This is a genomic window from Candidatus Wallbacteria bacterium (genome assembly GCA_028687545.1).
Taxonomy (GTDB): domain Bacteria; phylum Muiribacteriota; class JAQTZZ01; order JAQTZZ01; family JAQTZZ01; genus JAQTZZ01.
Map to the genome: position 1 here is coordinate 1 of JAQTZZ010000057.1, position 25696 is coordinate 25696.

Here is a 25696-nt window from a genome sequence, read left to right on the forward strand (position 1 = left end):
CATGAAGCGCTCAGTCCGCATATCAAACGGTTATCACTCCTTGAAATGGCCTTTGGCGTCCTATGAAACACCTTGCTGCTGTTGCCTTCTGCCATCATTCCCTATACCCTTATCCGATGACGTATGTATGCTGCAATGAACTTTCGGATCTTTAGGACATTGATTGGCTTTTAAACAAACAACACATTGGGGTGTACCCGATGTAATCATGTCGTGTTCACCATGATGTCGACATTGTATTAATTTTCTATTCCATGGGAACTTGCCATCACATTTATCAGAATTGGGACATCTCATCTTCATACTATACCTCCAAATTTTCTAGTCTAATTATTGATGCCTACAAGACTGATTGCAATATTATTTTTTTAGGCTACCACTCATTTTCAATAAAAAATTAATATAAAGAAACAATGTTGCAACGGCAAGGCCTTGCGACCTTGCCGCTGCTTTGGAGTTGAGTTACGCCTGCTGTGGCTTTTTCTTAACAGGGCCTTTGTTTTTGCAGGGTTTTATGCTGAAAGTGATCTCCTACCGATGGGGCCAGGTTGTGGTTTGAGCGGAAATTTGGTCCCGCTTCACTGATGCTTCGGGGATTAAAAAGCTGTAAAATCTTCACTGTGTTCAGATTTAACAGCTTTTAAAGAACAACCAGACCCCGATCCCTGCTCTGAGTCAATTTTATCCGTACTGTCAGAGAAGTCAATCTGAAAAAGATACAAAACATTAATATTTTGCGGAGAAATCGAAAGATTCAGGCAAGGGAGAGGAAATGTTTGCAGGTATGGAAAAAGAATTAATTGAATTATATTTCTCCAGGTTCTTTTCTGCCTCTGGGAGTTTTATCGAAATCATGATCAAAACTTACTAGCGTAAGATCGTAATTCTCAGTGGCTAAATATTGATAAGCATCATCAAAATCCAGGTGAAGTTTCTTGGAAATCGCTGATACCTTCTCCATCAATTCTGGCTGATGAGCAATTAATTTAAACCCTGCCCTGAAAAACATGTCATCCACGAATCTGTTGAAAACAGTGTACTGCTTTTGGTTGAACAGGAATAACCCAATCGAATGAAGCGTGAAATCAGTCATGTAAAATTCGTGCTTGCCTGTCTTGGAAAGAAATTGCCTTGCAGTCCTGGCCTTTTTCTGGTCAAGAATGACTTCCAGAAAGATATTGGTATCTACAAGAACTCTCATCTTACCGGCAGCCTGTCCTCGGAAATCTTATGTTGCATTTCGACAGAGGTATTTTTCAAGCCTTTCACTGAGCCGGCCCAGTCAAAAACTGGCTTGGCAGAGGAATTTATGGATTTCTTTCTGATTAAAAATTCAATGAAATCACGCACTTCCTGGTAAAGGTCCACAGGAAGCTTGTCGAGCAAATCATTCAAAGGCTTAGTTTGACCGTTCATTGATTTCTCTCCGGAATTTTCAATTTAATGGCAACTTATTTTTAATTATGACAAAAAATGGCGGAAAAAGCAAATTCTCCGGTCCGCCCTATGTTTTTATTGCTTTGTGATATATCATGGGAAAATATCGCAGAGCATTGGTTTAGGGATAGAATATTGCCTTTGGAGGTGCTGTATGGAAAAAATACTTGTTTGCTTGATTGCCGTATTTCTGTCGATCCCGGTTATGTCCGCTGATCTCACTGCCCGCCAGATGCTGGACAAGGCTTCGGAATTCGTGGCTTCAGCTCCGTCATTGCTGCGCACTGACGTCGGAGAGAAGATAGTTACGCTCATAAAAGACGGCACCAGAGAGGTACAGCCTGTCCAGAAATCTGAGATTACCATAGAAATAGACCTGTCCGCAGGGAGCCTGGCGCGCCAGACAACTGTTTTCGACGGCAAGACCCTGATCATGATCAGGCAGGGCGAATCTACAGCCATGAAACTGGGGGACGAACCCTGGCAGAAGCCGACCGGACCTTTTGAAGTCGCGGCTAAAGATATGGGTAATCTGTTCATCTGCGAAAAACTGGTACCTGAGACTGACAATAATGCGCCGAAATGGATTATTGCAGGCACTGAAATGCTGGGAAGCATTGAGACGGTTTTGATCGAATCGGAAGGCAATTCAGCCGCCCCGATTGCAGAAGAGCGCATGGCCCTCGGGATAAAAAAGGCTTACGCAGCCAATCCGGCCATATCTACAGAAGTTAAAGTGCTGGAATACAAGTCAAAACACTGGCTCGGCAAATCAGACTTCAGCCGTTTGAAAGTAGCTCAGAATTTCAAGAGTCTGCTGACTCTGACTATGGAAGATAAAAAACAGGTGATCGAGACTGTCAGCAATTCAGTCAGCACCTATTTTTACGGTAAAGTGAAGATCGAGATTCCCATAGAAGCGCAGAGTATCCTGAAAAGCAAATAAAATCACTGTCCATTGCAGTGCTACAGTTCGTCGCAGGCCAGGCGGAATCCGAAGTCGTCAAATCTGCTGTCAGGCGAATTGTAGGTCCTGATCGAAGACCCGCAGCTCTCGCCAAAAGTAAACCATGATCCGCCGCGCGCCACATACCATCTTCCCCTGGGCAGGTCTATGTAATTGTCCCAGCCTGAGGATTCCTGGCACCATTCCCAGACATTTCCGTTCATGTCGTAGAGTCCCCATCTGTTCGGCTTCTTCTCGCCTACACAGTGTGTCTGGCCTTTGCTGTTCAATCCTGACCAGCAGTAGTCCCCCTCTTCGGCAATGCTGTTTCCCCAGTAATACCCTGTATCAGTCCCTGCCCTGCAGGCCAGTTCCCATTCGGATTCCCTGGGCAGGCGGAACTTCTTCCCTGTCCTGCGATTCAGTTTATCTATGAATTCCAGGCAGTCATGCCAGGAAACCAGCTCCACAGGCCTGTTTTCCCCTTTGAAAGCGCTGGGATTTGTTCCCATTAAAGCCTGCCACTGTTTCTGGGTCACCTCGTACTTTCCCAGCCAGAATCCATGCGCGATGCTGACTTTCTGCTGCTCGGACTGACCTGTTCCGTCATTTTCAGGGCTGTCCCAGAGAAATTCCCCGCCAGGTATCCGGCAGAACTGCATTTCCACACTTTCGGCTATTCTCACATTCCGCTCAGGCGGACGTTCATAAAATGCCTGCAGACCTGTTTCCCTGCTGCCTGCTGCCGCATAAAGGCAAGTGCCGGGGAAAACCTGACTTAAAAAAAAGGCTTGAACAATATTTAAAAAGAGCTTGAAAATCAGAACTTTATCCCTGAACATTGATTCGCCTGTTATCTTTCATGATATCATATTCCTGATGCGGAAAAACCCTTTTGCTCTTGTTCCGGTTGTGCTGGCCTTTCTGACCATTTCCGGATGCGGCAGCCCGGAACAGACAGGCACTGAGAAAATTCCAGAGGACTCATCTCCAGCTTTCGGAGATGCTGTGGTCGAAGGAGTCGTGTCGGACGCACTTGGCCTTCAGCCATACGGTTCCACTGACGCAGCCACGACCCGTGTGACTTCCAGGATCTATCAGGGGCTGGTCAAACTGGACAGAAACTGCGAACCTGTACCTGACCTGGCTGAAACCTGGGAAATCTCTGCAGACGGAAAGACCATCACTTTCAGGCTCAAGCAGGGCATTTTATGGCACGACGGTGAGGAGTTTACAGCTAAAGACGCCTTTTTTACCTATTCCAACCAGCTCTTTTATATTGCCCAGTTCGTGGAGACCCTGGAAATGCTGGACAATTACTCAGTGCGCTTCCATTACCAGATGCCTTTCGCCCCTGCACTCAGGCAGTTCGCCCAGCCTGTGATACCTGAGCATGTTTTCAAGACCCATGACAACATCTACGCCCCTGAATACAAGAACAAGGCTATTGGGACAGGTCCTTACCGCTTCAAGCAATGGCGGAGCGGAGAAGAACTGGTGCTGGAAGCTTCGGAGAATTACTTTGAAGGCAGGCCATACATCCAGGAATACGTGTTCAGGGTGATCCCTGATCCTTCCACCGCATTTCTGGCCCTGCTCAGGGGGGAACTGGATATACTCTATATTACCCCTGATCAATATGCCAAGCAGGTGGATAACAAGAATTTCCGCACTCAGTACAATCTAATCAGGTATCCAAGTCCCAGCCGCATCACCTGGATCGGGTACAACAGCCGAGGTCCTTTCTTCAATGACCTGCGAGTCAGAAGAGCCATGACCATGGCCCTGGACAGGGAAGCGATAATCAAAGAGGCATTCCGGGGCTGCGCCAGCATTACAGACGGGCCGTGGCCCAAAAACTCCTGGGCTTACAACAGCACAATGGAAATACTGCCTTATTCCCCGGAAAAAGCCAGGCTCCTTGTTTCCGAAGCAGGCTGGAAAGACTTGGATGGAGACGGGATTCTGGAGAAAGACGGGAGAAAATTCGATTGCCGGATAATCTTTATCACTGGAAACAAGGCTCTGGAACTGACTGCCTGGATGGCCTCGAGCTTCTGGAAGGAGATCGGGATCAAAGTCTCCCTGAAAGCCTGCGACATGCAGACCCTGCTCACATCACGGCACCATGAGGATTTTGACATACTGCTGGACGAGATCGGGCTGCCAGATCCTGATCTGTATTATTATTTCCACTGGTTTGAATCACCGATTCCCGGGGCAAAAGGCGGACGCAACTGTGTAGGATATAAAAACGATGAAGTCAGCGACCTGTGCCAGAAAGGCAGGACCACGCTCGATCGAGAGGAACGGATCAGGATCTATCACAGGCTGCATGAGCTTATCTACAATGACCAGCCCTATACCTTTCTCTGCTCCCCTGACAATCTGGTGGCAGTCAGCAACAGATTCAGGGGGGTGGAAGCATCTCCAGCCGGAATATTCCATAATTACACAAGATGGTATGTGCCGAAGCAGCAGCAGAAATATTCGATCGACCGGAATCAGTGATTCCAGACCTGAAAGCCTACAGGCAAATTTATCCCTGAAAATCCGGAAAATCAGGCTGTTACTGGAATTTTTCAGGCTGATGCAGTATTCTGCACCTATTCACCTCTAAAACGGGAAACTGATGCTGAAACTTTTCCGCCATCTGAAGCCATATACCATACCGATAACAGGCGTGATCTTCCTGTTTTTCCTGCGGTCGCTTACAGATCTTTACCTGCCCACCCTGATGGCAGATATTGTGGACATCGGCATCATGAAAGGCGACGAAGCATACATTTTCAGGATGGGCGGTTACATGGTGCTGATCGCGCTGGCCGGAGTATGCTGCGCAGTGATGTCCAGCTTTTTCTCGGCAAGAGTCGTCAACGGGTTCAGCCGTACGCTGAGAAGCATGCTTTTCTCCAGGGTCCAGAACTTTTCGCTCGCCGAATATGACAGGATAGGCTCGTCATCGCTGATCACCAGGACCACCAATGATGTGACCCAGGTGCAGCAGTCGCTGCAGATGATGCTGACCACCATGCTGCGCGCCCCTGTGATGTGCGTGGGCGGGATTCTGATGTCCGTAGCTCTTGACCCAAAACTGTCACTGGTCTTTGCGCTGGTGGTGCCGCTTCTGATGCTGATCGTCTGGACTGTAACCAGGAAAGCATTGCCTCTCAATAGTCTGCTGCAGGCCCGTCTGGACCGCCTCAACCTGGTGATCAGGGAAAAACTTACCGGCATCAGGGAAATGAGGGCATTCAATCGCGAGGCATTCGAAGCAGCACGTTTCGCCGGAGCCAGCCGGGATCTCACCGCTACAGCGCTTGACCTGGCGATGATAGTTTCCCTGCTCATGCCCGCGATGATGCTCTGCATGAACATCACCACCATCGCCATCACCTGGTTTGGCGGGCTGCGGGCTGAAGCCGGCAACATGCAGGTCGGCGCCATCATGGCCTTCATCCAGTATGTGCTGCAGATCCTGTTTGCCCTGATCATGGGCTCTATCCTGTTCATCATGATCCCGCGCGCCCAGGTCTCCGCACAGCGCATCAACGAGGTGCTCGATCTCGAGCCTGAGATCCGGGATCCGCAAGGCGCTCCCGAGAAGAGCGGGAAAAAGGGATACGTGGAATTCCGCAATGTCAGTTTTACTTATCACGGGGCCGGGCAGCCTGCCCTCAACGGCATTACATTCAGCGCCTGTCCCGGGGAGGTCACTGCGGTCATCGGAGGCACCGGCTCAGGAAAGTCAACCATGATGAGCCTGATCCCCAGATTCTACGATGCAGGATCCGGTGAAGTGCTGGTGGACGGCTTGAATGTCCGGGAGCTGCCGCTTCAGGAACTGCGCTCTAAAATCGGACTAGTGACCCAGAAAGCGCTTCTGTTTACAGGAACTGTGGCTGAAAATATCAGATTCGGCAGAGAAGAAGCCGCTGACGAAGAGATCCGCAAGGCTTCCGAAACTGCGCAGGCAGCAGAATTCATCTCCGAAATGCCCGACGGTTACACCACTCTGCTCGCTCAGGGGGGGAAGAATCTATCCGGCGGCCAGAAGCAGAGGATTTCCATCGCCCGCGCCCTTTTGCGCAGACCTGAGATATACATTTTCGACGACAGTTTTTCCGCTCTGGATTTCAAGACCGGAGCAGTTCTCCGCTCGGCTCTGCGGAAGGAAATCTCCGGTTCCGCAGTCTTCATCGTGGCGCAGCGGGTGACTACAGTGATGGATGCGGACAGGATCATTGTGCTTGATCAGGGCCGGATCGTCGGACTGGGCAGGCATGAAGATCTGCTTGCAGGCTGTCCGGTATACAGGGAAATCGTCAATTCCCAGCTGGCGGAGGATGAGCGGACATGAACGGACAGCGCAGAGATCCACGCTCGACAATGTTCGGCGGCCGCGGCAGGGGCATGATGGGACTGGCCGCCCCTGTGGAAAAGGCCAGAGATTTCCGGGGAACCGTCAGAAGGCTTTTCGGGTATCTGAAGCCGTTCCGCGCAATGCTCATACTCCTGGCTGCCGTGATTGTTCTGAACACCAGTCTCGCCACTTCAGCTCCGAAAATCCTGGGAATGGCGATCACCAGACTGTTCACCGGTGTTTCAGCAAAGCTCGCCCATGCTCCAGGAGCTGCTGTCGATTTTCCATATATCGCAAGGGTTCTGGCTGCGCTTGCCCTGCTCAACATTGCGAATGCTGCCTTCACTTATCTTACCCAGCGTTCCATGGCCTCAGTCGCTCTGCGGATCGTCTTCAATCTGCGCAGGGATCTGGACGAAAAACTGTCCAGGCTGCCGCTGTGCTATTTTGATTCCCGCAAGCATGGAGAAACCATGAGCCGGATCACCAATGATGTGGACAACATAAGTACTACAGTACAGCAGGGAGTGCCGCAACTGATCTCTTCAACTATAGGGATTGTCGGAGCAGCGTCGATGATGCTCATGATCAGCCCGCTGCTTACTTTGATCACAATCCTCACCCTGCCGCTTTCCTTTCTGATCACAATGTTCATTGCCAAAAAGTCGCAGAAGTTTTACGCAGCCCAGCAGAAGGCTCTCGGGGAACTGAACGGCCATGTGGAGGAAATGCTTACAGGTCACAAAGTGGTGCAGGCTTTCGGATATGAAGGAAAGTCCCTGCAGAGATTCTCCGAAATCAATGAAAGAATTTACAGTGTCGCCTGGAAAGCCCAGTTCATCACCGGTTTTGTCTTTCCAGCCATGAACTTCGTCAATAATCTGGGCTATGCCCTGGTCTATGTGGGAGGGGGCATTTTAGTGGTGCGCGGGAGAGTGGCGATCGGCGACATGCAGGCTTTTGTCCAGTATGTGAGGATGTTCACTCAGCCTGTCGCCCAGGCGGCCGAAATCGTGAACACCCTGCAGTCATCAGTGGCTTCAGCGGAACGGATCTTCGAGGTGCTGGACGAGACTGAAGAGGAGCCTGACCGCCAGGACTGCAAGTCGCTGCCTTTCGTGGCAGGAAGGTTATGCCTGGAGAATGTCCGTTTCGGATATACAGCGGATAGAATCCTGTTTCCTGATTTGAACCTTGATGTGTTTCCAGGCCAGACTGTAGCAATAGTCGGGCACACGGGAGCCGGAAAGACTACTCTGGTCAATCTGCTGCTGCGCTTCTATGAAATCCAGGGGGGCAGAATCTCCGTGGACGGCACCGGCATCCAGGAGATACGCCGGGGAGATCTGCGCCGGATGTTCGGGATGGTGCTGCAGGACACCTGGCTTTTCCACGGGACCATACGCGAGAATATAGCCTACGGCAAGCCTGATGCGACTCAGGCCGAGGTCCTCTCCGCAGCAGAGGCAGCCCAGGCCGATCATTACATCCGCACTCTTCCAGACGGCTATGAAACAATGATCAATGAGGAAGGCACCAACATCTCCCAGGGCGAAAAACAGCTGCTCACCATCGCCAGGGCACTGCTTGCAGACCCGGCTATCCTGATCCTGGACGAGGCCACCAGCAGCGTGGACACCAGAACCGAACTCCTGGTACAGAGAGCCATGAAGGCCCTGATGAAAGGGAGGACCTGTTTCGTGATCGCCCACCGGCTGTCCACCATCCGCGATGCTGAGAGGATCCTGGTGATGAGCGAGGGCAGGATCGTGGAACAGGGAAGCCATGGTGAATTGCTTGCAGCCGGCGGCTGCTATGCCGAGCTGTACCGGGCTCAATTCATAGGTGTGGGGATTTGAAAACCCAAAATTCACCTTATCAGGTCAACTCTTTTTGAACCTTTTTTTCGCAGCAGTCGTAGGAAAAAGGCGGGCGAATTTGCCCTGCTGCCAGATGACAAATTTATCGATGCATACCTGGCAGATATCTGCAGTATGGGATTCATCGATCTTTAACTGGTGGAATGCCGGATTGTAATTCTGGATAGCAGTCCCGCACAAATAGCATTTCATTTTATCACCTTTTTTAATATCTCTGTTTGTCTGTAATCTTGGGTTTATTAATGTAATGGCCAATTCAGATATTTTTCGGTTTGATCGGTATCCATATTTCTTCTTCTGAATTCGGGTCCCCATTCCTGTATTTATCACCCAGTATCTCAAAATGTGGCCTGTTGTCCAACAGATATTCCGAATTTGGCAGCCAGGTCCCGAAAATATAAACAAATATCCTGCTGTCACTGGCAAGTCCGATATAGTGGAAAACAGCATACAGCCCTTTTTCCAGTGTAAATGTTTCCATTCCATCAGGCAGGCAGTCAAAATCAGAAACTTCCATAGCAGCCCATTTTTCAAATCTCTGATTCAAATCGCCTGCCCTGAGTGGCGCATCGTAAACCGACATTGATATCATCTCCGCTGACACAGGGTTGATGATCTCTTTCCTGCGAGGCAGGAACGACTTCCAGAGTTCAGCAGTTCTGTTGTCGAGCAAAGACATCGTTACCCGCATTCCAATCAGTTTTTTTTCAGCCAGAGTTTCAATTCTTGGTTCCATGTTGATTTGCTCCTTCTTTTCGCCGCAAACGCCCTTTGAGCAGGCTGATTGTCCCAAAAAATCCTGGACCGGTTTTTTTTCTGAAGAAGAGATTCCAGATGGATATGCCGGATCCGATAATCAGCAAGGCTGTGCTCACTGAGGTTATAATCCACCATTTCATGCTGCTTTCAGGTCGAAAAGCCACTGCCTGATCAGGATAGTCAGGGTTGTAGTAGATAATAATTTCATGGCTGACTCCGCAGGTATCCCCGCGTGGGAACTCATTGACACCCAGCATGAACTGAGTGCCCCGGTATTTCATGCCATTGACAGTATAGTCATAAGCTACATCAAGGTACTTTTTTTTGCGAGGGTTTGTACTTATCATCCATTTGGATTTCAGTTCTGATTTCACGATCAGGCCTGTGCCTGGCTTCCAGTTTCTGGTTCCGTAATAATCGCTCAGGCAGTGATAGCCGAACACGGTAAAAACAGTTGCTGCAGCCATGATCGCTCTGCGCCATTTCAAGATGAAAGATCCTATTTTCATTCACCGTCCCATTCGACAGGAGTAATTGTTCCTGTCTCCCAGTCATGCCTTGTGATGCCATATCCGACACTGTCTAAAAACCTGCCGTTTTCCGATCTCCAGCAGCTCCTGTGCCTCGCTTCCAGCACATATCCGCATTTCAGGAATGTTCTACGCATCCCGATATTATCGCATCTGGTGTGGCCTTCGATGCGGATCTTGTCCGGAAATGAATTGAACACATGATCAGTCAGCCATCTGAGGGCAGCAGATCCTATTCCCATCCCCCGGCTTTGGCTTCTCACCCGCAGATCGAACATTGGAGTGGGATCCTCAAGGTCGAAAATGCGGATCATGCCAAGTTTTTCCTGATGGCCAAGAATCCAGTAAGTTTCCACCTCAGGCCCTGTGTAATAACCTTCGGCAAAGCTCTGCCGGATTTTTTCCGGATCAGGCCTGGAATAGCCATGAAAAGGCCAGCTGTCACCGGCCAGCCAGAGGGCCAGTTCTTCAACATCGTCATTGGTGATTTTCAAGTAATCAAGCTGCATCGACCAAATTTATCCCCTGAGTCTTTACTTTGTCAATTCAGCATGGTTTCATCCGGCAATCATTCCGTATTGAGGCTAAAATGGCGTTCACTGTCAAAATACTCGTTTTATTTTGACAGTGAACTGTCATAATGAATATCAAATCTAAAGAGCTAGCCTCGATCTTTGAATGAGAGTCGGGTTTTCACATGGCATAATGAGGTTTCACCGTCTCGGTGTTCGATAAAGGTCGCCTGCGCTCTAATTCAAAGAACGCCTTTTATTATGACAGTTGCTAAAAATGGTTTTTAAGGTCATACCATAAATCGAAAATTGTACTGATTACGCAGGTGATTTTAGAGAGGTTTTTTTATCTTAATGCAGGTTTCCGCCTGAACTGCAAGATTATGCCGTCTGTCAGCATACTTCAGGGATGACCAGGGCCAAGAGACTGCCGAATCTGCAAATCTTACAAAAAGTTCCGCTTCAAAAGGAACATTTTTATCCCTTGCCACTTTAAGATTGACAAAATCGTACTTCCCGTTGAGCGTGCCTGGTCCGGCTCCAGGTCCAGGTTCGAGCACAGTAAGCTTTCCAATATCAGCATTGGAAAGCCCGTTCACATCCCTGCCCTTATCTCTGGAATCAGGATTAAAGACCGTAAACCTAATCTCCCCGGTCTGCGAAATTTCCGGCCTGCCCCAGAAAGTGAAGTCCGCTCCGCCGGCCGAAGCAGCAACCGGCGTATATGGAGTTTTGCAGAAGTAGATTGTAATCACATCGTCATTGTCCAGCAGGCCGTTTTTGTTGAGATCAACTGTCTGCTGCGCATCGGAAATGGCCAGCGGAGGCAAATAAGAAACGATGAGATTGTCACGATTGACAGGGTCCGCAACATCTTCCAGATTCATCTTTTCATCCGGCCCGGTTGAGATTAACACACCATCCTGAGCCAACATCGTGTATGGGTTCCCCCAGGGATCATTTTTAATTTCAGAAGTATATTTAGGGACTAGAAAGTTCAGATTTTCCAGCCTTCTGCCCTCTTTTCCCTGATATTGAATGATAGTATCACGCATAGCAGGCATCGAGTGCATTGCTTTATTAAGCCGCCTGCTGTTCAGGTCCGGAGGATTATCATCCATTTCAGATAAAAGGAAAAGAATTACAATAGCTAGAATAAAATATAAAACGATTTTTTTCAGTATGCTCACTCTGGTCCACCATTTGTTTATAATAATATTAAGTAATTCTAAGTTCTGATTCAACTTTCCTTCAAGCTATCCGGCTTTTTATCCATCCTCTTCATGGTTGCGGATTGTTGCGGGAAATTGATCGGTAAATGCCCTGGTTCTGATCATAATTGAATCAGGGGGAGGCCATGAGAAAGTGCGGATCATGCAGGAAGTTTTACCAGGACAGCGTGGAAATATGCCCGAATTGCGGGAATCCGACTTCAGTTCTTGTCGGGCCTGCCAGATGCTCAAAAAACTCTCCACTGCCTTCAGGCGATATATTTTTCGACAGAATGGAGATCAGCGCATCCCAAACCGGAAGATTTAACCACTACATTTCTGCAGGATTCAGAATATTGAGAGAGAACATAGCCCCTGTCGGAGGGATATATCTTGGTCTCCTGGCCCTTATTCTGTTAATGGAATTTTGCCACTATGATAAAAGTCCGGCATTCATGAATCCATTCTCTGAACTAACAGATCCCGTCACAATTCTGATTCAGGTGACCGGCTATCTGCTGATCTGCGGATTCTACGCCATTGGCCTGAACATTGTCGCAGGGCGGGAAAACGGGGTTCAAGCAGTTTTCTGCGGATTCCATTTCCTGCTTCCGCTTTGCGGGGTCTTTCTACTTGAAACCCTGGGCTCCTGCCTGTTGAGCGCAGCATGCCTGTGCGGATGCGCATACCTCTGTCCGTCCAGCGCTCTGACAGGAGTGATTCTGGTGGTGCTCTCTTTTGCCGCGAACATAATCATCATGTCCCTCTTCATGTTCGCAGACATACTGGTGATAGACAGGCGGCTGAATTCCTTTGCAGCTCTCGCAGGAAGCGCTGCCGCTGTTTCAGCGAACCTGTTCTACTTCTTTTCCCTGGGCTTCTCTCTGGCCGGCTTCGGAATGATCTGCCTGCTTGGAGGCACGATCCCGGGCCTGCTCATTCTGTTGTCAGGATTCAAGGCCCTGGGACTGATTCTGGCTGTGATCGGAGGGATGGCAGGGTTGTTGACTGGATTGCCGGTAATATCCTTCTGCCGGGTGCTGGCCTTTCACGACCTGTTCGGAGTCACAGGCACAGGCAGATGATTTTATCTTCCTGAATTTAATGTTATCATCTGAGCAAGTCCCAGCCTTAGAAATCAGAGTAATAATATGGACTGCAGCGACAAACACAGAAAGCTGAAATGCCTCTTCAGGATCATCCTCAGGATCGCCAGGAGTTTCTATGAGCCCCTGGATAATCTACTTTTCCTCAAAGACACTTTCACCCAGCATAAGAAGTACTATGGGGCTCCAAGAGACTATAAATCCCTCCGCAACTCAGTCCTGATTCTGATCGGCTGCGGTCTGATCGGAATCTTATGGTGCTTTTTTACAAGCTCAGAACCATCCGAAGAAATGGCGGTAGATTTCTTCATCAGTTCGCTTGGTCTCGGAATCCCGGCGATCATAATTTACTTTGTCGCAGCCAATCTCGCTGACCGGAAAAAGAAGAAAAATGCTCCGGTAATTGAGGATCAAAAACTTGTTCATCCCTTCAGCACGAGTCTGAGCCTGAAACGGATCGCCAAACTGCTGCTTCTGTTCATCGCTCTTCCGGCAGCAGGCGGCCTGGCCTGGCACCTGCTGACAGGCGGCGCTCCTGAAGACGCTTTGATCCCCAGCCTGGTTGCAGTGTTTCTAATCGGTGTTCCGCTGCTTGTGGTTTACACTTTTTATGATTTCGCGGTCAGAACCAGAAAAAGAATCAGGGAAGCCGGTTTTATTCAAGCTCTCAAAGACTTGCTGCCTGACTATGCGGAAGATATCGACATCCTGATCGAGTGAATCCATTTGACGCGTTTTGCTGCGCCTGAGTTATTGTAATAATTCTTCTCCATAAAATATCATGAATCAGAAGTTCGGATTTTTCAGGACATGAAAAATAAATTACTTTAAGGTAAAATGCTTCTTGAATAAAGAAGCAGATAAAATAGAAATCGGGGGAGGATCGTATGTTTACTGCCATTGACTGGCTGGTCGTCGTGCTTTATTGCGCAGGCATGCTCTGGCTGGGGTATTTCTTCGGCCGCAAATCACAGGGCTCAACCAAGAGCTACCTGCTCGGAGACAGGAACATGCCCTGGTGGACTGTCGGATTGTCCATCATTGCTACTGAAACAAGCGCTGTCACAGTGATCAGCATTCCGGGCATGGCGTATCTCGGGAATCTCACGTTCCTGCAGATAGTGCTAGGCTATGTGCTGGCCAGAATCTTCATCTCATTCGTGCTTCTGCCCTGGTATTTCGGCGGTCATGAAGTTTATTCCTGCAACGAGCTTCTCTACCGCAAATTCGGCCCTGCCTCAGGCACTCTCTCAGTGGTCCTGATCATGGTCGCAGTAGTGCTTGGCGCAGGCGTAAGAGTTTATGCGGCAGCGATTCCACTCAAACTCTGCCTGAACATCTCAATCAACAATGCCATCATCGTGACAGGCATCATTACCCTATTGTATACATACTGGGGCGGCATCAAAGCCGTCATCTGGAACGATGTGATTCAGTTCTTCACCTTCATGTGCGGAGCCCTGCTGGCCATCTGCTACATTCCGACCAGGATCGACGGCGGACTTCACACTATCATCCAGCAGGTTACAGATGCCGGAAAATGGACATTCTTCGACTCCACCTTCAAAATGGCCGGCCCTGACATCAACATCTGGATGGGCGTGATCGGAGCTTTCTTCCTCTGCACCATGACCCACGGAGCTGACCAGCTCCTCGTACAGCGCGTGCTGGCCTGCAGGAACCTGCGCGACGGCCAGAAATCCATGCTGATGAGCGCTTGCATCATCTTTCCGCTCTTCCTGACCTTCCTGATCACAGGCCTGATGCTCTGGGTTTATTATCAGAGCCATCCTTTCCTGATCCAGCCTCTTGACCTCGCCGGAAAATTCAAGGCAGACTATATCTTTCCTGTCTTCATAATTACCGAGATGCCTGAGATAGTCAAAGGCTTCATGATCGCTGCCATTATCGCAGCTGTGATGAGCAGCACATCCTCTGCCCTCAACGCCCTTTCCTCGCTCTACACGATTCACATCCACAAGCAGCACCTGGCCCCGAACAAGTCCGAAGAATATTACGTGAAGGTATCAAAGAACAACACCATACTCTGGGGCGTGCTTCTGATGCTGATCGCTGTCTTAAGCCAGGATGTAGCCATCATACTGAATCTGGCTCTGGGTCTTTTAGGAATTACCGGAGGGGGAGTGCTGGGAGCAATGTTCTATACCATCAGCATCAATGATGAGCGATTCAGAAAACCGATTATCGGAGCCCTGACCCTGGTTTCTGCTTTCCTGTTCTATCTGGTATTCCAGAGTCACATTTCTGAACCTGCGGTCTTCGCAGTTGCTGCAGTCTTATCCGGAATCCTGCTCGCAGGAATGCTCTCTTCCGAAAAAGTCAGCGCAGCTGTATCACAGACACCCGTTGTTTCCGGAATGATCGTCTCTTCAGTGATCATGGCTTATATCGTGTTCTACAATCTGGTGTTCTGGCCGTGGCTGTATTTCATAGGAACCACTATTTCCATGGCAGTCGCCTATTTCCTAACCCCGTTCTGCAACAAAATTGTTTTAACGCCAAAGGAGGCTTGAGATGACACCCAGAGAAAAAGCTGACCAGTACCTAGCGCTTTCACATATGTTCAGGTTAGGTGAAATCACCACTGAAAAACCGCACCCCAAGACCATGGAAATGTCCAAACTCGCCAACAGCAATCTTCCCAGGGCTGTGTCCGTCCTCAAGGAACTCGACCTGGCCCTCTTCCATGTCCTCAGGTCCAAAGCTGAAGAAATCGCCAGGCTTGGCAATGAAATAAAGGATACTTTCCAAAGCGGCGGCAGAGTATTCCTGGCCGGCTGCGGTGCTACAGGCCGGCTTTCGCTTTCCCTGGAATATTTCTGGAGAATGAAGGGTCCGGTTAAACTTAGAGAATCAGTTTTCGGCATGATGGCCGGCGGAGACAGCGCCATCATCAAATCCATCGAGAAATTCGAGGATCATCCTGAATACGCTGCCAGGCAGATGCTGGGTCTGGGATTTTCAAAGAACGACCTGATGGTCGCAATTACAGAAGGCGGTGAAACTCCGTTCGTGATCGGAGCAGCCGAGGAAGCAACCAGGATTTCAAGCCGCAAACCGTATTTTCTCTACTGCAACCCTGACAAAGATCTGACCCCGATCGAGCGGTCCAGAAAAGTAATCGAAAACCCGGGAATAGTGAAGATCAACCTGTCCTGCGGGCCAATGGCTCTCTCAGGCAGCACCAGGATGCAGGCCAGCACGATCCAGATGGCTGCAGCAGGTCTCGCTCTCTTTCAGGGCGGGGACCGGAAGGATCTGGATGCCGAGATCTCCAGAATGGAAAAAGCAGTCTCTGAGACTGACTTCTCATTTCTCAGCGATTTCATTGAACTGGAATCTGCTACTTACAGGGACAAAGACTACATTTTATACGAAACCAATGATTATGGAATTACGATCCTCACGGATTCCACGGAGCGGGCACCCACTTTCAGCCTGCTGCCGTTCGAGAATGTACTTGACAAAAACCCGCCACCTTCTCTCTGCTACATCTGCTATCCTGATGTAGATAATTCCCCCTCTGCCTGGCACAGGCTTTTCCAGCGCGATCCGCGACCGCTGAACTGGGACGGCAGGCAGGAACTTTCCACCGAATACCTGATGGGCTTTGATTTCAGTAAAAACATCAAAAAATACCGCGAAGAAAAAGTGAAACCATCCAAACTGCATCTCTTCGGTGTCAAACGCCAGGGAGATGATCTGGTTTTCAGCTTTAAAGGCAAGGAGAAAAAAATCAGAGTCGCAGGATTGTCGATCCTGGCTGAACACACTTTGCTCAAGCTGCTGCTGAATACCCATTCCACCTTGATCATGGGCCGTCTGGATCGTTATCAGGACAATTTCATGATCTGGGTCAGGCCGAGCAACAACAAGCTGATCGACCGCTCGATCCGATATGTGCGGCATCTGCTCTCCTCAAAGGGAATTGAACCGAGTTACGAGGAAACGGCTTATGCTCTGTTCGAGGAGATTGAAACCCTCAGTCATAATGAACCGATCGTATTGAAAACAGTCAACCGCTTGCTCGCATCCAATCATCAGACCAGGGAAGGTGCGGCATCATGAGGATTATCATGTTTCTGCTGTTTGCGGCAGCTTCAATTTCCATGGCTGGAGTTCCGGACGGATTCATTCCCGGACTGATGGCTGACATGACTCTGGCAGAGAAGATCGAACAGATGATTCTGACATCAATCCCTGACAATACTCCTGACGACCAGCGCGAAGCTGTGATCTGTTCCCGCATCAGGGATTTCAACCCCGGCGGAGTAATCCTGTTCGCAGTAGACCTGAAAGAAATTGATCAGGTCATCAGCTTGAACAATGCGATCCGCAAAGCTTCAAAAATACCTCCTTTCATTGCTTTGGACCAGGAAGGCGGCAGAGTAACGAGACTGGCATGCGCCACAAACATGCCCGGCAACATGGCAATCGGCGCCACAGGCTCCCCCACTTATGCAAAGGAATCGGGCCGGCTGATCGGCACTGAAATCAAAGCACTCGGATTCAACCTTGATTTTGCGCCGGTAATGGATGTGAACAATAATGCTGAAAACCCTGTGATCTGCGAACGATCTTTCGGTGAAGACCCGCAGAAGGTCGCTGAATACGGCGTCGAATACATGCGGGGTTTGCATGAGGCAGGGATCATGTCTTCAGCCAAACATTTCCCCGGGCATGGGGACACCAGCACAGACTCGCATCTGGACCTGCCGACAATCCCTCACGGCTGGGACAGGGTCTCCAAAGTCGAATTCGTACCTTTCAAAGCCATTATTACCCAGGGTGTAGATTTTGTGATGACTGCGCATGTCACATTCCCTGCTCTCGATCCTTCCACTGCTGTTTCCAAAAAGACAGGCGACAAGATCAATCTGCCTGCCACATTGTCGGATAAAATACTCACCGGAGTCCTGCGCAAGAAGCTCGGCTTCCAGGGAGTGATAGTCACTGATGCGCTCAACATGAAGGCGATAGCCGACAATTTCGGCACAATCGAAGCAAGCCTGATGGCTGTCAGGGCAGGAGCGGATATCCTCCTGATGCCGAGCGATCCGCCCGCGATTGTCGCAGCCATTGCATCTGCAGTGAAATCAGGAAAAATTACTGAAAAGAGAATCGACGAATCAGTGAAACGGATTCTCTCGCTGAAAGCTGAATACGGGCTTTTCGAAGCTGTGTCTGACCCGGAAGCTGTCGTGAAAGCCAGGGCATCGGTAAAGTGCAAGACCCACCTGGCAGTGGAAAAACTGATCGCAGTCAAGGCAGTCACTCTGGTCAGGAATAACGGGAGTCTTCCTCTTTCCGCAGACGGGCGGATCGGATTCATCAGCAATGACAGGAAAGCTCTGGATGCTTTGAAAGCCGCAGCTTCTCTTTCTTTCCTGAAAGACGGCGGCCAGGTCACTGCATACTGCCTGCTGGACAAAGACTTTCCCACTGCAGATCAGAAAAAGGAAATACTGTCCCAGGATTCGATCGTCCTGGCCACATACAATCTCGGGCGGGGAGCAAATCCGGAAATTGCAATCAACAGCTTTAACTCGCTGATCGACCTTTTGAACGAAAAAGGAAAAAAATACGCGGTGCTGGCGATCAGATCCCCTTACGACAGCATGTATCTGCCCAAAGCCGGAACCTGCCTCGCAATTTACGGCAGCGAGAAGACCCAGGCCAATCTGACAGCCGGGCTGGAAGCGATTTTTGGAGTATTCGAACCTGCAGGGATCCTGCCTGTGACGATCCCCGCGAAATCTACGCTGAAGACTTCCTCAATAAAAGTTTCGGCAGAAAAAGTCGCGGTAAACTCAGACCACACTTTTCCAGTCAGGCTGGGAATCGATAACCTGGAAGGCAACCTGGACATTTTTCAAGGTAAGCGGATAGGGCTGGTCACAAACCAGTCCGGAATCAACAGCAATTTTGAAAGCTCAATCGATGTCCTGTTCAAAAAAGTCAATCTGACGGCCCTGTTCGCTCCGGAGCATGGCATCCGCGGCTGCGTGCAGGCCGGAGATACGATCGGGGTGGAAAAGGATAGGCGCACCGGTCTGCAGGTTTTCAGCCTGTATGGAGACACCAAGAAACCTACTCCTGAAATGCTCAGGAATGTGGATGTCCTGGCATATGACATGCAGGATGTGGGCGCCAGATTTTATACTTACATCAATACCATGGGACTCTGCATGGAAGCATGCGCGGAACTCGGTAAAAAGTTTGTGGTTTTCGACAGGCCTGACCCTGTCTCCGGGTTTGTCGGCGGAAATCTGCTGGACCTGAAATACAAATCCTTTGTAGGCATGTATCCGATCACCCAGCGCTACGGCATGACGATCGGTGAATTCGCAGGTTACCTGAACAGCGAATTCAAAATCAACTGCAACCTGGCTGTTGTTCAAATGAGCGGCTGGCAACGCAGCATGTATTATGAAGATACAGGGTTAAAAACCTGGGTCATGCCATCCCCAAACATGCCCACCATAGACACTGCGGTAGTTTATTCAGGCACCTGCATTTTCGAGGGCACGAACGTGTCTGAAGGCCGCGGCACCACCCGGCCTTTCGAACTGATCGGAGCCCCTTTCATCGACGGCCTGGACCTGGCAGACAAACTGAATGGATTGAATCTGCCTGGAGTGAAATTCAGAGCCGCCTCCTTTAAACCGAGTTTCAGCAAATGCAAGGACGAAGCCTGCCAGGGAGTGCAGGTGCATGTGCTGAATCGCAGACTTTTCAACCCGGTCAAGACCGGTTTCGCAATGATCCATACAGTCAAAAACATGTATCCTAAAGATTTCCAGTTTCTGGAAAACGATTTCATCAATAAAATCGCAGGCTGGGATTTTCTGAAAAATGGAAAAAGCCTCTCCGACATATTCGCCATGATCGACAGGCAATCAGAAGAATTCGGCACAAAGGTACAGCAATATCTTATATATAAGTAAGAAAAAATAAGGAGATCAACATGCGACTCACTTTCTTTGACTGGGCAGTTATCGCGGCCTACTTTCTGATCAATCTGCTGATCGGGCTTTATTACAGGAGCAGAGCGCAAAAATCAACAGAGGAATTTTTTGCAGGCGGCAGAAAAGTGAGCTGGTGGCTCGCAGGCACCAGCATGGTGGCAACAACATTCGCGGCAGATACGCCTCTCGCTGTAACAGGCCTGGTGGCTTCTTATGGAATAGCAGGCAACTGGCTCTGGTGGAGCATGCTGCTGTCCGCCATGCTGACCGTGTTTTTCTTCGCCCGTCTCTGGCGGCGCTCAGGAGTGCTGACAGACGTGGAATTTGCCGAGCTGCGTTACGGCGGCAAGGCAGCGGCTTTTCTGCGCGGGTTCAGGGCACTGTACCTCGGAATGCCGGTCAACCTGATCATTCTGGGCTGGGTCAACCTGGCTATGGTCAAGATCCTGATGATGATCTTCGATTTTCAGCCTGCCACATTTGCCGGAATCCCGCTGGAGCCCAAAATGCAGGCTCTGATCGTAGTCTTCGGGATCATGTTCGTCACAGCAGGCATCTCTACAATCTCAGGACTCTGGGGAGTGCTGGTCACAGACGTGTTCCAGTTCGTGCTGAAAATGGGAATGGTGATTGTGCTGGCCTATTATTCAGTCAAGTCAGTGGGCGGCATGGACCAGCTGATCCTTAAGCTCTCGGAGATCAGTTCTCAGAAAGGTACAGGATCGATAATTTCATTTACTCCTGAGATAGGTTCAGCCTGGATGCCGATGATCGCGTTCTTCGTATTCCTGGCTGTCACCTGGTGGGCGACCTGGTATCCAGGAGCTGAACCGGGTGGCGGAGGTTACATTGCCCAGCGCATTTTCTGCGCCAAGGATGAGAAGAATTCGCTGCTGGCCACGCTCTGGTTTTCCATCGCCCATTACGCGGTTCGCCCCTGGCCATGGATTCTGACAGCCCTGGCATCTCTGGTGCTTTATCCTACTCTGGTGGACAAGGAATCAGGCTTCATCAAGACCATCGTGGATCCGAATGTTTTCCCTGTCGCGCTGCGCGGCATAATGATCGCTGCCTTTGCAGCAGCATACATGTCCACAATCGCGACTCAGCTCAACTGGGGTGCATCATACCTTGTCAACGACCTTTACAGGCGATTCATGGTTAAAGGACGCGAAGAGAAGCATTACATCAACGTATCTCAGCTCGCCACGCTTCTTTTAATGGTAATGTCCTGTGTTGTCACATATTACCAGGACTCTATTTCAGGAGCCTGGAAATTCCTGATGGCAATCGGAGCAGGGACAGGCAGCGTCTTCATCCTGCGCTGGTTCTGGTGGCGAATCAATGCCTGGAGCGAAGTCTCAGCCATGGTGACGTCTTTCATCATGTCCATGGTACTGCAGTATATGTTTGGAATGAGCACAGACGATCCTTCCCAGAACGCCTGGCTGATCCTGATCACTGTAATCGTTTCCACGATCGTCTGGCTGGCTGTAACTTTTGCGACAGGTCCTGAGAGCAGGGAAAAACTTCTCTCCTTCTATCGCAAGGTGCGGCCCAATGCCATGCTCTGGGGTCCGATCGCTGCAGAAGCCACTGACGTCAAACCTCCGACTGACGGATTGAACAATCTGCTGGATTATGCGTGCGGCTGCACCATGATTTATCTGACTCTCTTCGGAGTCGGGAAAATCATCTTCGGCGCTACAGGCACAGGCATTGTGTTCCTGATCTTAGCTGCAGTCTGTGGATCTGTGATTTACTGGGATCTGAACAAGCGGGGCTGGAAAGTGATCGACTGATAAGGTGCTGCAGTGCAGAGAATAACCTGTTTTCCTGAGTGAGGTTGTTTGTTGCAACCTGTAATATATTGTAACAAATTGTAACTTGAGTAACCTCTTTTCAGGAGTGATAATGTTAATTAGTAGGCAGTTTAGACTATAAGAGTTAGGAGTACAAAAGCATGAAGCCGGGTCTCTACTTCATTATCACCGCAGTTTTCTTCTTCTGCATCAACCTTCATGCCCAGGGTTATGATTACAGGGCTGCTCTGGATGCCATTGAACCATTGACAGACGCCGATCAGGAAGATGCCAGGCTCTGGTCATTTTATCTGGAAAAATTCTCCCAGGTGGCACCTGAGGAAGTCCAGAAAATGTTTACCGATGCTGCAGCCGAATTTTCAGTACCAGTGAATCTCCTGCAGGTGATCGGATACCTGGAGAACAACTGGGTGCATATCGGGCCGAGCATAGACCGCGGCTGGGGCATGATGCATCTGGTGGAAAACTCCTATATGGATACTCTGGGCAAGGCATCAGAACTGCTTGGAGTATCACGCCAGACCCTGAAGGACGATCCCTGCCAGAATATCCGCGGTTCAGCTGCCCTGCTCTCCTTTTACGCCAAGCAGAAAAATCTCAGAACAATCAGGCTTGAAGACTGGTTCAAGGCAGTCGAGGAAATAACCGGTCTGGGGAGCGCAACCCTGAAATTCAGCCAGGCTATCCGTTATTTCGAATATCTCAAGAACGGAGTATCTGAGGTCAACATTCTGAATCAGGATGTGGTAATCAAGGCCTGCCCTGAGATTGACCTCAATTCATTGGCCAAGTATCACCCGCTCACTGATGACGCCACTGCCACGGCTGTGGATTATCCCGGTGCAGTGGCAGCGTTCAGCACCTGCAATTACACCTCAGGCCGTACTCACAGCATTGACACCTGGGTTGTGCATTACGTCGGTGTCGGAACTTATGCTGGAGCCATTTCCTGGTTTCACAATTCCAGCGCTAATGCCAGCGCGCATTTTGTGATCAGAAATTCGGACGGCGAGATCTCCCAGGTGATCAAGGCAGGCGATACCGCCTGGTCCTGCGGAGCCACCAACGGCCAATCCAACAATCAGCGCTCAATCGGCATTGAGCATGAAGTGACTGCCACTCACCCTGAATGGTGGGACAGCGAGATCATGCTGAAGAATTCAGCGAAATTGACCAGATTTTTCTGCGATAAATACGGCATTGCCAAGAAACACAAGTTCCCAGGCATAGTCGGCCACATGGAGATGCCTGGCTGCAACACAGACTGCCCGGCTGACTGTCCCTGGGACAAGCTGATGGGCCTGATCACAGAAGATACACCTGCTCCTACCCCTGACCCGGCCCCGACTCCCGCCCCTACGCCCGCTCCGGATCCGACACCTACTCCGTCACCTGATCCTTCCTATAAAACAGGTGTCGTCGATTCTGCGGACGGAGTAGCAAATGTCAGGAAAGGTCCGGATAGCAGTTATTCAGTCCTGACCACACTCAAAAACGGCACTGAAGTCAAAGTGATGGGGCTGGAAGAAGAAAACTGGTACAAGGTGATCATACCTGACGGCAGAACAGGCTATATCCACAAAAGCATTCTCACTGTGAAGTAGACCCCGGGAAAAATCAGCAGAATCTCAATGGCATCGGGATCTGGCGTTTGGGCATGGAAACAGCGGATTACTGGTCTGTTGTTCAGAACAAGATCCAGGTATTGAAATATACTTCTCAGAATTGATATTTCCTTTTGATATGTAGTAAAATATTCCAAATTCACCCATAAAACCATCGAGGCGATCAAATGGCAGAAACCAAGAAAAGACTGGATTCTCTTGACGTTTTCAGAGGGCTGACCATAGCCAGCATGCTGATCGTGAACAACCCGGGTTCCTGGAGCTTTGTTTACGAGCCCCTCGACCACGCCAGCTGGAACGGCTGCACTCCCACAGATCTGATCTTCCCCTTTTTCCTCTTCATAGTCGGAGTGGCGATCAAACTCTCGCTGGACAAGAAAATAATGGAGCCTGATCAGAAAGGTATGATTGCCGGCATTGTTAGACGCTCACTGTCTCTATATGGGCTAGGTCTGATTTTGGCCTCATGGACCCTGATGACCAGAACCTTGCCCGCAGCACTCTTTCAGATCCAGGATGGTTCCTGGTTTCACCTTCACATGAGCATGGTGCCTAAGACAATGGCCGATTTCTGGGCAGGTGTGGGTATGATCCGCCTGACAGGAGTGCTGCAGAGGATCGCTTTCTGCTACCTGGCAGCATCCCTGATCTACATCAAGTTCACCAGGAAAACTGATCAGGGCATTGAAGTAGATACAAAATCCATTTCAGCGATTACAGCCATCATTCTGGTCGGCTATTTCCTGGTGATGACCCTGGCCTGGGTGCCTGGTTTCGGTATGGGACATATTGATTCCAAGGAAGCCAACCTGGCAGCCTACATCGACCGCATTGTCCTGGGAAAACACATCTGGGCAGGCGGCGAAGGCATTTACGACCCTGAAGGCATACTCAGCACATTCCCGGCCATAGCCACCTCGCTCACAGGCATTCTCTGCGGCTGTCTGCTGCGCCGCAGGAATGAACCGGAAAAGATGCTGATGACCATGTTCGCTTATGGCACTGCCACTGCCATTACAGGCTATATATTATCCGCCTTCATGCCTTTTAACAAAGCTCTCTGGTCAAGTCCCTATGTACTCTGGACAACCGGGCTAGGCATGATCTTTCTGGCCTTCTGTTACTGGTACACGGACTACATGGGCTTCAAGCTCGGTACCCAGCCGTTCCTCTACCACGGCACCAACGCCATCACGGTCTTCTTCCTCTCCGGCTTGTTCGCCAGGGAGATATCCCTCAACAAATTCCTGCTGGCTGATGGAAAGACGATCCCTATCCAGAAATGGTTTTTTACCCATTTCTGCCAGTCTACCTGGTGGTCGGACTACAATGCTTCCCTGATCTATGCGATCTGTTTTATCTCGTTCTGGACTTTTCTGATGTGGCTGTTATACAGAAAGAAGATATTTATAAAAATCTGACTTGGGATTTCTTTGATGTTTGTAAGTTGGTAAGTTTACAAGTTTCAGGAAGGTAATTTTGATAGAATAAGTTTGGCAAATTCCCTGTATTCGCACCATGCTATGTGGGGTGGCCGGAGTCTGAAGCTGTAACAAAACCCGAAGGGTTTTTCAACAGCTTCAGACGCAGAGACAGGACCCGCCACAAATCAATGCCACGCATAACATCTGGCTGCACACCACAAAATTTGCCAAGCGACGAGATAACAAATAAAGAGGTAGCCATGAAAATCAATGAAAGTGTCCTGAAAGTGATGAAATTTAAGCCTGAGCTGGAGCCTGATTTTCTGCCTGCTGTGCTCTGGAATCGGGAATTCCGCAAGGAAGCCAGGAAAAACAAGTCATCCCCCCTGACCATCGCCCTGCAGAGGCTGGATGGCACTGTTTTCCTCTTCAAAACTGCCATTTTACCCCACACGGAAAAAAACAAACCGTATAACATCAAGTATGTCGAACGGCTGATCAAATTTCTGCTCTGGCAGAAGGGCGGTTACAAGATCATTCTGGACGGGGACAGGGAAATGACCAGGGAAATCGGGGAAATATACAGCCGGAATGGAGCCAGAAGCTTTGACTGGGACTTCATCGGCCGGAGGATTTTCGGGAAAAGAATTGAAGTCGAATCTCTGCCAAGTGAGAAAATGCCTGTTGAAAATAGCTTTTCCACTGCTCTGGGCCGTAATCTGGAAGGCTGCAGGATCGGATTCGACCTGGGTGGGAGCGATCGGAAATGTGCGGCCCTGATCGAGGGAGAAGTTGTATTTTCAGAAGAAATCGCCTGGAGCCCTTATTTTCAGAAAGATCCTCAATATCATATCGAAGGCATCAATGACAGCCTCAAGCGTGCAGCAGAACATCTTCCCAGAGTTGACGCAATCGGGGGCAGCGCGGCAGGAGTATACATCAACAATGAAGTCTGCGTCGGATCTTTGTACCGCGGGTTGAGCGAAGAAGATTTCGACAAACATATCCGCAGGGTTTTCTTCAATCTCAGGGAACGCTGGGATAATGTCCCCTTCGAAGTAGCCAATGACGGCGAAGTTGCTGCTCTGGCA

Annotated in this window: 21 protein-coding genes; 13 read left to right on the plus strand and 8 right to left on the minus strand. The window is 49.7% G+C overall.

What is annotated here, in order from left to right; all coding sequences use genetic code 11:
* Positions 1-805 precede the first annotated feature (805 nt).
* Positions 806-1201 (minus strand): PIN domain-containing protein, encoded by a 396-nt coding sequence (locus PHW04_16385; protein ID MDD2717469.1) that lies wholly within the window; start codon positions 1199-1201, stop codon positions 806-808.
* Positions 1198-1416: a DUF2281 domain-containing protein gene (locus tag PHW04_16390; GenBank protein MDD2717470.1), complete on the minus strand. Its 219-nt coding sequence runs from the start codon at positions 1414-1416 to the stop codon at positions 1198-1200. The genes PHW04_16385 and PHW04_16390 overlap by 4 nt, the downstream gene beginning before the upstream one ends.
* 175 nt (positions 1417-1591) lie before the next feature.
* Here PHW04_16390 and PHW04_16395 point away from each other — a divergent pair, with 175 nt between their 5' ends.
* A complete protein-coding gene (locus tag PHW04_16395) occupies positions 1592-2383 on the plus strand; it encodes a hypothetical protein (protein MDD2717471.1) in 792 nt (263 codons plus the stop codon).
* 20 nt (positions 2384-2403) lie between these two features.
* Here the strand turns inward: PHW04_16395 and PHW04_16400 are convergent, their stop codons facing one another.
* Complete coding sequence (locus tag PHW04_16400) at positions 2404-3225, minus strand: formylglycine-generating enzyme family protein (protein MDD2717472.1); 822 nt, start codon at positions 3223-3225, stop codon at positions 2404-2406.
* Between the two features lie 37 nt (positions 3226-3262).
* Here PHW04_16400 and PHW04_16405 point away from each other — a divergent pair, with 37 nt between their 5' ends.
* The 3 genes from PHW04_16405 (at position 3263) to PHW04_16415 (ending at position 8605) form a co-directional block, all read left to right on the plus strand.
* Complete coding sequence (locus PHW04_16405; protein MDD2717473.1) at positions 3263-4894, plus strand: peptide-binding protein; 1632 nt, start codon at positions 3263-3265, stop codon at positions 4892-4894.
* A 121-nt stretch (positions 4895-5015) separates the two neighbouring features.
* Positions 5016-6743: an ABC transporter ATP-binding protein gene (locus PHW04_16410; protein MDD2717474.1), complete on the plus strand. Its 1728-nt coding sequence runs from the start codon at positions 5016-5018 to the stop codon at positions 6741-6743.
* On the plus strand, positions 6740-8605 hold the full coding sequence (locus PHW04_16415) for an ABC transporter ATP-binding protein (GenBank protein ID MDD2717475.1): 1866 nt from the start codon (positions 6740-6742) through the stop codon (positions 8603-8605). Before PHW04_16410 ends, PHW04_16415 begins: the two co-directional genes overlap by 4 nt.
* Before the next feature lie 24 nt (positions 8606-8629).
* Here PHW04_16415 and PHW04_16420 read toward each other — a convergent pair whose 3' ends face one another.
* From PHW04_16420 to PHW04_16440, 5 genes are all read right to left on the minus strand, one after another.
* The gene (locus PHW04_16420; protein ID MDD2717476.1) at positions 8630-8818 is read right to left on the minus strand and encodes a hypothetical protein; all 189 of its coding nucleotides are present in this window, start codon (positions 8816-8818) and stop codon (positions 8630-8632) included.
* A gap of 64 nt (positions 8819-8882) precedes the next feature.
* Positions 8883-9368 (minus strand): GyrI-like domain-containing protein, encoded by a 486-nt coding sequence (locus PHW04_16425; GenBank protein MDD2717477.1) that lies wholly within the window; start codon positions 9366-9368, stop codon positions 8883-8885.
* Entirely contained in the window at positions 9346-9894 is a 549-nt protein-coding gene (locus PHW04_16430) for a DUF3592 domain-containing protein (GenBank protein MDD2717478.1), read from the minus strand. Before PHW04_16430 ends, PHW04_16425 begins: the two co-directional genes overlap by 23 nt.
* Positions 9891-10424: a GNAT family protein gene (locus PHW04_16435; protein MDD2717479.1), complete on the minus strand. Its 534-nt coding sequence runs from the start codon at positions 10422-10424 to the stop codon at positions 9891-9893. Before PHW04_16435 ends, PHW04_16430 begins: the two co-directional genes overlap by 4 nt.
* Before the next feature lie 335 nt (positions 10425-10759).
* A complete protein-coding gene (locus PHW04_16440) occupies positions 10760-11617 on the minus strand; it encodes a hypothetical protein (GenBank protein ID MDD2717480.1) in 858 nt (285 codons plus the stop codon).
* 167 nt (positions 11618-11784) lie between these two features.
* Between PHW04_16440 and PHW04_16445 the strand changes: the two genes are divergently transcribed.
* From PHW04_16445 to PHW04_16485, 9 genes are all read left to right on the plus strand, one after another.
* On the plus strand, positions 11785-12723 hold the full coding sequence (locus PHW04_16445; GenBank protein MDD2717481.1) for a hypothetical protein: 939 nt from the start codon (positions 11785-11787) through the stop codon (positions 12721-12723).
* A 66-nt stretch (positions 12724-12789) separates the two neighbouring features.
* Entirely contained in the window at positions 12790-13464 is a 675-nt protein-coding gene (locus PHW04_16450) for a hypothetical protein (GenBank protein MDD2717482.1), read from the plus strand.
* Between the two features lie 167 nt (positions 13465-13631).
* On the plus strand, positions 13632-15278 hold the full coding sequence (locus PHW04_16455) for a sodium/solute symporter (GenBank protein MDD2717483.1): 1647 nt from the start codon (positions 13632-13634) through the stop codon (positions 15276-15278).
* Position 15279: 1 nt separating this feature from the next.
* On the plus strand, positions 15280-16833 hold the full coding sequence (locus tag PHW04_16460; GenBank protein MDD2717484.1) for an SIS domain-containing protein: 1554 nt from the start codon (positions 15280-15282) through the stop codon (positions 16831-16833).
* A gap of 8 nt (positions 16834-16841) precedes the next feature.
* Positions 16842-19712, plus strand: coding sequence for a DUF1343 domain-containing protein (locus PHW04_16465; protein ID MDD2717485.1), 2871 nt, complete (start codon positions 16842-16844; stop codon positions 19710-19712).
* Between the two features lie 20 nt (positions 19713-19732).
* Positions 19733-21535, plus strand: a complete 1803-nt coding sequence (locus PHW04_16470) for a Na+:solute symporter (protein MDD2717486.1) — start codon at positions 19733-19735, stop codon at positions 21533-21535.
* Positions 21536-21696: 161 nt separating this feature from the next.
* Positions 21697-23160 carry an N-acetylmuramoyl-L-alanine amidase gene (locus PHW04_16475; GenBank protein MDD2717487.1) on the plus strand — a complete coding sequence of 488 codons (1464 nt, stop codon included), beginning with the start codon at positions 21697-21699 and terminating at the stop codon, positions 23158-23160.
* A gap of 188 nt (positions 23161-23348) precedes the next feature.
* Positions 23349-24602: a DUF5009 domain-containing protein gene (locus PHW04_16480; protein ID MDD2717488.1), complete on the plus strand. Its 1254-nt coding sequence runs from the start codon at positions 23349-23351 to the stop codon at positions 24600-24602.
* 263 nt (positions 24603-24865) lie between these two features.
* Positions 24866-25696 (plus strand): ROK family protein (locus PHW04_16485; GenBank protein MDD2717489.1); only part of this gene is annotated, 831 nt, incomplete at its 3' end.